The sequence below is a fragment of the Paracraurococcus ruber genome, from assembly GCF_004353985.1.
Lineage (GTDB): Bacteria > Pseudomonadota > Alphaproteobacteria > Acetobacterales > Acetobacteraceae > Paracraurococcus > Paracraurococcus ruber.
On the sequence record NZ_SMOA01000309.1, the window covers coordinates 1 to 5,949 of the forward strand.

Genomic DNA, 5,949 nt, shown 5'->3' on the forward strand with positions numbered 1-5,949 from the left:
CTGGGCCGGCACGGCGGGCGGGCTGCTGGTGCAGGCGGCGCTGCTTGGCGCCCTGGCCTTCGGGCTGGCGGCGGGCGCGGCGGGCGCGGCGCTGGCCGTGCTCGGCCTGTTCATCGCGGTCGCCGCGGCCGAGAGCATCGGGTTGCTGCCGCGGGCCGGCATCGCCCTGGCCGGCGCCGCCGCCGGGGCGCGACGGCTGTTCGAACTGGCCGATGCGCCGCCGCCGGTCGCCGAGCCCGCCGCCCCGGCGGAGGAGCCCGCCGGCCATGCGATCCGCGTGGAGGGGCTGCGCTTCGCCTGGAGCGCCGACCGGCCGCCGGTCTTCGATGGGCTCGATCTCGATATCCCGGAAGGGACGCGGCTGGCGCTGCTGGGGCCCTCCGGCGCCGGGAAGTCCAGCTTCGCCGCGCTGCTGCTGAAGCTCGCTGCGCCGCAGGCGGGGCGGATCACGCTGGGCGGGGTGGACATCGCCGCCCTGCCGGCCGAGCTGGTGCGGCGACGCATCGCCTGCCTGACGCAGGATGCGCGGCTGTTCGACGACAGCATCGCCGCCAACCTGCGCATCGCCGCGCCGCTTGCCCCCGATGCGGCGCTGTGGCGGGCGCTGGACCGGGCCGGCATCGGTGAATTGGCGCGGGCGCTGCCCGAGGGGCTGGAAACCCGCTGCGGCGAGGGCGGTGCGCGCTTTTCCGGCGGGCAGGCGCGGCGGCTCGCCCTGGCGCGGGTGCTGCTCTCGGCCGCGCCGGTCCTGGTGCTGGACGAGCCGACTGCGGGGCTGGATGCCGAGACGGAGCGCGCCTTCCTGGAGACGCTGGAGGCGGTGACGGTTGGGCGGACGGTGATCCTGATCACCCATCGCCTGGTCGGCGTGGAGCGGCCGACGCGCATCCTGCGCCTGGCCGGCGGGCGGGCGTTGCCGGCGGCCGGTTAGGGCGGATCGTGGCGCGCGGCGCGGCGTCGGGCCGCGTTGCGATCGATGCGCGGCAATGCCGTGGCTTTAGGCCCCGACCGCAAATCGCGGTCGGGCGGATCGACGGCCGGCATGCGATCGCCCCGCGACCCGTCAGGTGCGGAGGCGCGGCGGCGGCGATCGAGGGCTGCGGCGAGGAAGCGCCGCGCGCCGGCCTCTCTCCCGTTCGGTGACGACGGCGGCACGCGGTTCAGGTGTGCGCGGAGCCGTCGACCGGCGCCGCGCCCAGGCAGTCAAGGACGGCGGATGCTCGGCCATGCCGGCATCCGCGGTGGACGCGTCGGGGCCCCGGGGGGGAGGGCCCGCGCCGCGTCAGGCGAGCAGCGCGACCGGGTCGTTGGTCTCGCGCGCCATGCTCGGGATCAGCACCGCGTCCGCCAGCGCCCAGGTGCCGGTGGCGACGAAGCCGAGCAGGCCGAGGCCGCTCCAGATCAGCGGGATGGACAGTACCGTGATGGCCGCCATGCCGGCGCCGGACAGGCTGCGGCCGAGATAGAGGCGGTGAAGGCCGAACAGGCCGAAAAGAAGCAGCAACAGATAGGCAAGCCCCACCGATTTCCGGCGCGGGCCAGACGACAATACGGCCAACATACGCGAAGACCCCCTTGTAAGCCGCCGGGCGGTCCCCAACCGCGACAGCGCCTCCGTGAAAAATGAGCCAGCTCAGCGCGGAAGGGAAGGTGTTTCGCATGCTGCGGCATCCGGCACCCGTGGGCGTGGCGTGGCGGCCACGCCATGCCGCGAATGACCGGCCCAGTGCGGTCGCGGCCTTGGTAATGCCGCCCTGGGCCTGTCTGGCACGCGGCCGAGTCGCTGCGCGCCGCACCGCCTGGCGATGCCGCGCCCGCGGCCTCGCCACGGCGCGTCGCCGCGCCGCCGGGATCGCCGCGCCGCGGCTTGCCGTGGCGACCGGACGCCGCGCTGCGCCCCTGCCGGCATCAGGGCGCGGATTCGCGCGCCCGGGCCGCTCCCGGCCCGGCGTGATCCGCTCTAGGCTCCGAGCCCATGACCGTCGGAGGCATCGAGGCATGATCGAGCTGTGGACCTGGAACACGCCCAATGGCCGCAAGATCAGCGTGGCGCTGGAGGAGATGGGCCTGCCCTACAAGGTGGTGCCGGTGAACATCAGCAAGGACGAGCAGTTCAACCCGGAATTCCTCGCCTTCAGCCCGAACAACCGGATTCCCGCGATCAAGGACCCGGACGGACCGGGCGGCACCCCGGTCACCGTCTTCGAGAGCGGCGCGATCCTGCTCTACCTGGCGGAGAAGACCGGCAGGTTCATGCCGGCCGACCTGCGGGCGCGCGTGCCGGTGCTGGAATGGCTGATGTGGCAGATGGGCGGCTTCGGCCCGATGCCTGGCCAGGTGCACCACTTCCTGATGCAGCCGGATGGGCCGGCCAAGGACTACGGCTTCAAGCGCTATCACACGGAGACGAAGCGGCTCTACGGCGTGCTGGACCGCCGGCTGGCCGGGCGCGAATTCGTCGCGACCGAGGGCGAGCCGAGCATCGCTGACTTCGCCATCCTCGGCTGGGCCTGGCGGCATGAGCGGCATCAGGTCCCCTTCGACGACCTGCCCAATGTCGGGGCCTGGTACGCCCGAATGATGGCGAGGCCGGCGACCGCCCGGGGGTTCGAGGTGGCGCTGTCCTGACGCGCGGGCAGGCGAGGGCCGGGGTGGCCGGGATGTTTGACGCCGTCCCCGGCCACCTGTAAGACCCGCAACGCGCATACGTCGTGGGCCTGCCATACCTGCGGAGGGGTGGCCGAGTGGCTGAAGGCGACGGTTTGCTAAACCGTTATAGGGGGTCAACCTCTATCGTGGGTTCGAATCCCATCCCCTCCGCCACAAGATCGTGCAAAATCAATAGCTTCTGCTCGATCTGGCCTCGATCCCCCCCTTGAGTCTACCGCCATTCGGGCGCGTGTTTTTTCTGCGCGAGGCCTAGCTTGGCGGCTGGGCCCCACCCTTCTGGAACAACCTGTGATGCGGAGACGGCAGGCGTCGGTCCGCATCGGCGTGCGAAGGTTCCTTTCAGGTTCGCGCCGCTGGACGAATCATGCTATCACCGCGCGATACCCTCGCTGCGCGGGATAACCGGTGGTTGGAGGTCCGCTGCATCTGCGGCAGGACCACCATGCTTGGTCGCAAGAATGCGGTGCCGGACATGCGGCGAGCCGCCAGTCGCGGCGGCGCTGGTGGATAACCCGCAGGCTGGACCGCCGGAGTATGTCGGCGGCGGGCAGCCGTTGAGGCGTTCGATTGGGGTCGATTGACTGCAAAAGGCGGAACGCGGCGGCGCATCGCTCGAAGCCGTCCGCCGGTGCCGTCCTGCGACGCCACCGTCACCGGCCTGCCGACCTCTGGTCAGGCTGCCTGCCGCGCGCTTGCATCTTTCAGGCGCTCCACGACGCGACGCACCTCGCCCGACGCCTTCTCGCCGAAGGCAAGGGCCACCACCCCATCCTCGGCGCGGACGATCGTCGCGGATAGCCATGCCGCTGAGCCTGGCAGCATGATCTCGACGGACGCGCCCCTCTCTAAAGACGGCGCGTCTTTCAGCGCGGCCCCGCTTTCAGAGATGTCTCGCAGCGCGGCGCGATGCTCGACCCCGCCATGCCGCAGCCACACCATATCCGCCCCCAACATGTCGAGCCGCGCATGACGGCGGCGTTCGCCGCTCTCGGCCGCGAGCCGCCCCAGGAAATCGTCCACCTCGCCACGGATTGCTCGCGTCTCGCTGCCGACGGCATCGGCGCTGCCCAGCATCTGCTCGCCAAGGCGCCCAGTGTCGCGCGCGCTGGAGGCGAGATCGCCCATCGCCTCGGCAACACGGTTCACGGTGCCGGACACGTCCTGGACACGATCGTTGATCTCGCGCGTCGCAGTACCCTGTTGCTCCACCGCGGCGGCGATGGCCGAGGCCACCTCGTCCATGCGCGAGATCGACTCCAGCATGGCCTTGATCGCGTCGGCCGCACCCTCCGTCGCGTCGCGCATCGCCTTGATCTGACCGGACACCTCGTCTGTCGCCTTCGCGGTCTGCCCGGCCAGCGCCTTCACCTCGCTCGCCACCACGGCGAAGCCCTTGCCCGCCTCGCCCGCCCGCGCCGCCTCGATTGTCGCATTCAGCGCCAGCAGGTTGGTCTGCCCGGCGATGTCGCCGATCAGCCGGGTGACCTCGGTCACTCGCTCGGCGCTCGCGGTCAGGGTCGCCATTCGCGAATCTGTTGCCTCGGCTGCGGCCACCGCGTCACGGGCGACCTGGGCGGCAACGCCAACTTGGCGCCCGATCTCCGCAACCGACGCGGTCAGCTGCTCCGCCGCGCTGGCGACAGCCGCCAGGTTGCCAGCCGACATCCCTGCCTCGTTCGCTGTGGCCTGTGCCTGGGCCTCGGTCCTGCCCGCCCCGGCAGCCATGGACGAGGCTGCGTCTGTCATCCGGCGCGCCGCCTCCTCCAGCGTGTCGAGAACGGTCCCCACGGATCCGCCGAAGGCAGCAGTAGAGCTGTCCAGCGCGGCCGCCCGGCGCTCACGCAGAGAACGCTCCTCGACCGCATGCCGCTCCAGGCGAAGCTTCTCGACGAGGCTTAGGCGGAACACCTCAAGCGCACGGCCCATCCGGCCGATCTCGTCGCCACGCTCCCGCGCTGGCACCGGCAGATCGAGGCGCCCTGCCGCTATCCCGGTCATGGTATCTGCAATACCGCCGAGGGCCCTAGAGGTCCGCCGCGCCGCGAGCGTCGCCGCAGGCATAGCAAAGAGAAGCGCGAGCAGCAGGGCGCCGAGGATCAGCATCAGGCTCTCCCGCATCGCCGCCTCCCAGCCCTCAAGGGGCAGCGCCACGGCGATCGCGCCAATTGTCTCTCCGCCGCGGCTGAGCAGCGGCTTCAGCACCAGCTTGAACGCCTTCCCGTGGAGTTCCGCTTGGAAGGGCTGCGACGCGCCATCGCGGACGGCGCCCAGGATCGTCGGTGGCAGGCGTTCCTGCCCCAGTCCGGCGAAGGTGGTGGCGGTCAGCCGGTCGCCCGTGAAGAGCAGGACGTCGCCGCCAGCGACCGTTGAGAGCATCACGGCCGCCGAGGCGTCCAGGCGCATGGCGGCGCGGACCGTCCCGACTATTCGCCCCGAATCGCGGACCGGCAGGGTAGCGCCGATCGTCAGCTCTGTGCTGCCAGGGGGCAGCATTGCACCAGTGACAACCTCGCCTGCAAGCGCCCGGCGAACGTCGTCGGCCTGCATGCGGTCATCGCCGCGCTGCCCGGGCGATTGGGCGCGATCCAACACCTTGCCGGTAGCGTCGGTCGCCTCAAGGATCGATAGCGTGACATCGGCTGTGCGGATCACCGTAAAGGTATCCACCAGCAATCGCTGGGTGCGATCCGCGTCGCGTGTCCCGAGTGACTGGATGATGTTCGGCCGTGGAACCATGCCGGCGACATGGGCGTGCATCCGGCGACCGGCCTCCGCAACGGCGTGGGCCAGTCGTTGCTCCGCAGCCTGGAGTTCGGCGGCTAGTCGCGTCTCCTGAATGCGGGCCGACGACCAGTAGCCCGCGAGAAGAGCGAGGCCCCCCGTGGCGATGGCCGGCAGAATGCCCAGAAGGATCAGGCGACCGCGAAGGCTGTCGCGAAAGATGCGGAGGAAGCGGGTCATGCCGGCGGCTCTGGGCTTGGGTGGGCTGCCCTTTGCACGATGCGCTTGAACGTGCGGTTAAGTGGGCCTCAATGGGCTGCGCAGAAATCAGGTGGGCTGTCCCGCGCCGATATGCGATAGCCAGGGTGATGCGGGCGATGGGGCCGACCGACTGCTTTCGTGGATCGGAGAGCTGCCTGCGGAACCGCAGGGGGCGCGGGACTGTCAGGAATTCCGTGTGCGTGCCGGTCAGTGAACGACACGGTCAGGCCAGGGCTTTGGTGAAGCGCTGACCGAAGAGCACGGCGAACTGGGCCTTGGCCATGGCCCATTCGCGGG

4 protein-coding genes and 1 tRNA gene are annotated in these 5,949 nt (G+C 70.9%); 3 read left to right on the forward strand and 2 right to left on the reverse strand.

Annotated features, from left to right (window positions below; all coding sequences use genetic code 11):
• On the forward strand, window positions 1-931 hold a 931-nt coding region (locus E2C05_RS27700; protein ID WP_133222877.1), incomplete at its 5' end, for an ATP-binding cassette domain-containing protein.
• A gap of 351 nt (window positions 932-1,282) precedes the next feature.
• Here E2C05_RS27700 and E2C05_RS27705 read toward each other — a convergent pair.
• Window positions 1,283-1,522, reverse strand: coding sequence for an NINE protein (locus E2C05_RS27705; RefSeq protein WP_158292406.1), 240 nt, complete (start codon window positions 1,520-1,522; stop codon window positions 1,283-1,285).
• Window positions 1,523-1,998: 476 nt separating this feature from the next.
• Here E2C05_RS27705 and E2C05_RS27710 point away from each other — a divergent pair, with 476 nt between their 5' ends.
• Window positions 1,999-2,628: a glutathione S-transferase family protein gene (locus E2C05_RS27710; RefSeq protein ID WP_133222879.1), complete on the forward strand. Its 630-nt coding sequence runs from the start codon at window positions 1,999-2,001 to the stop codon at window positions 2,626-2,628.
• Between the two features lie 102 nt (window positions 2,629-2,730).
• Window positions 2,731-2,823 (forward strand) — tRNA-Ser (locus tag E2C05_RS27715).
• A gap of 519 nt (window positions 2,824-3,342) precedes the next feature.
• Here E2C05_RS27715 and E2C05_RS27720 read toward each other — a convergent pair.
• Window positions 3,343-5,631 (reverse strand): methyl-accepting chemotaxis protein, encoded by a 2,289-nt coding sequence (locus E2C05_RS27720; RefSeq protein ID WP_133222880.1) that lies wholly within the window; start codon window positions 5,629-5,631, stop codon window positions 3,343-3,345.
• Window positions 5,632-5,949: the final 318 nt, after the last annotated feature.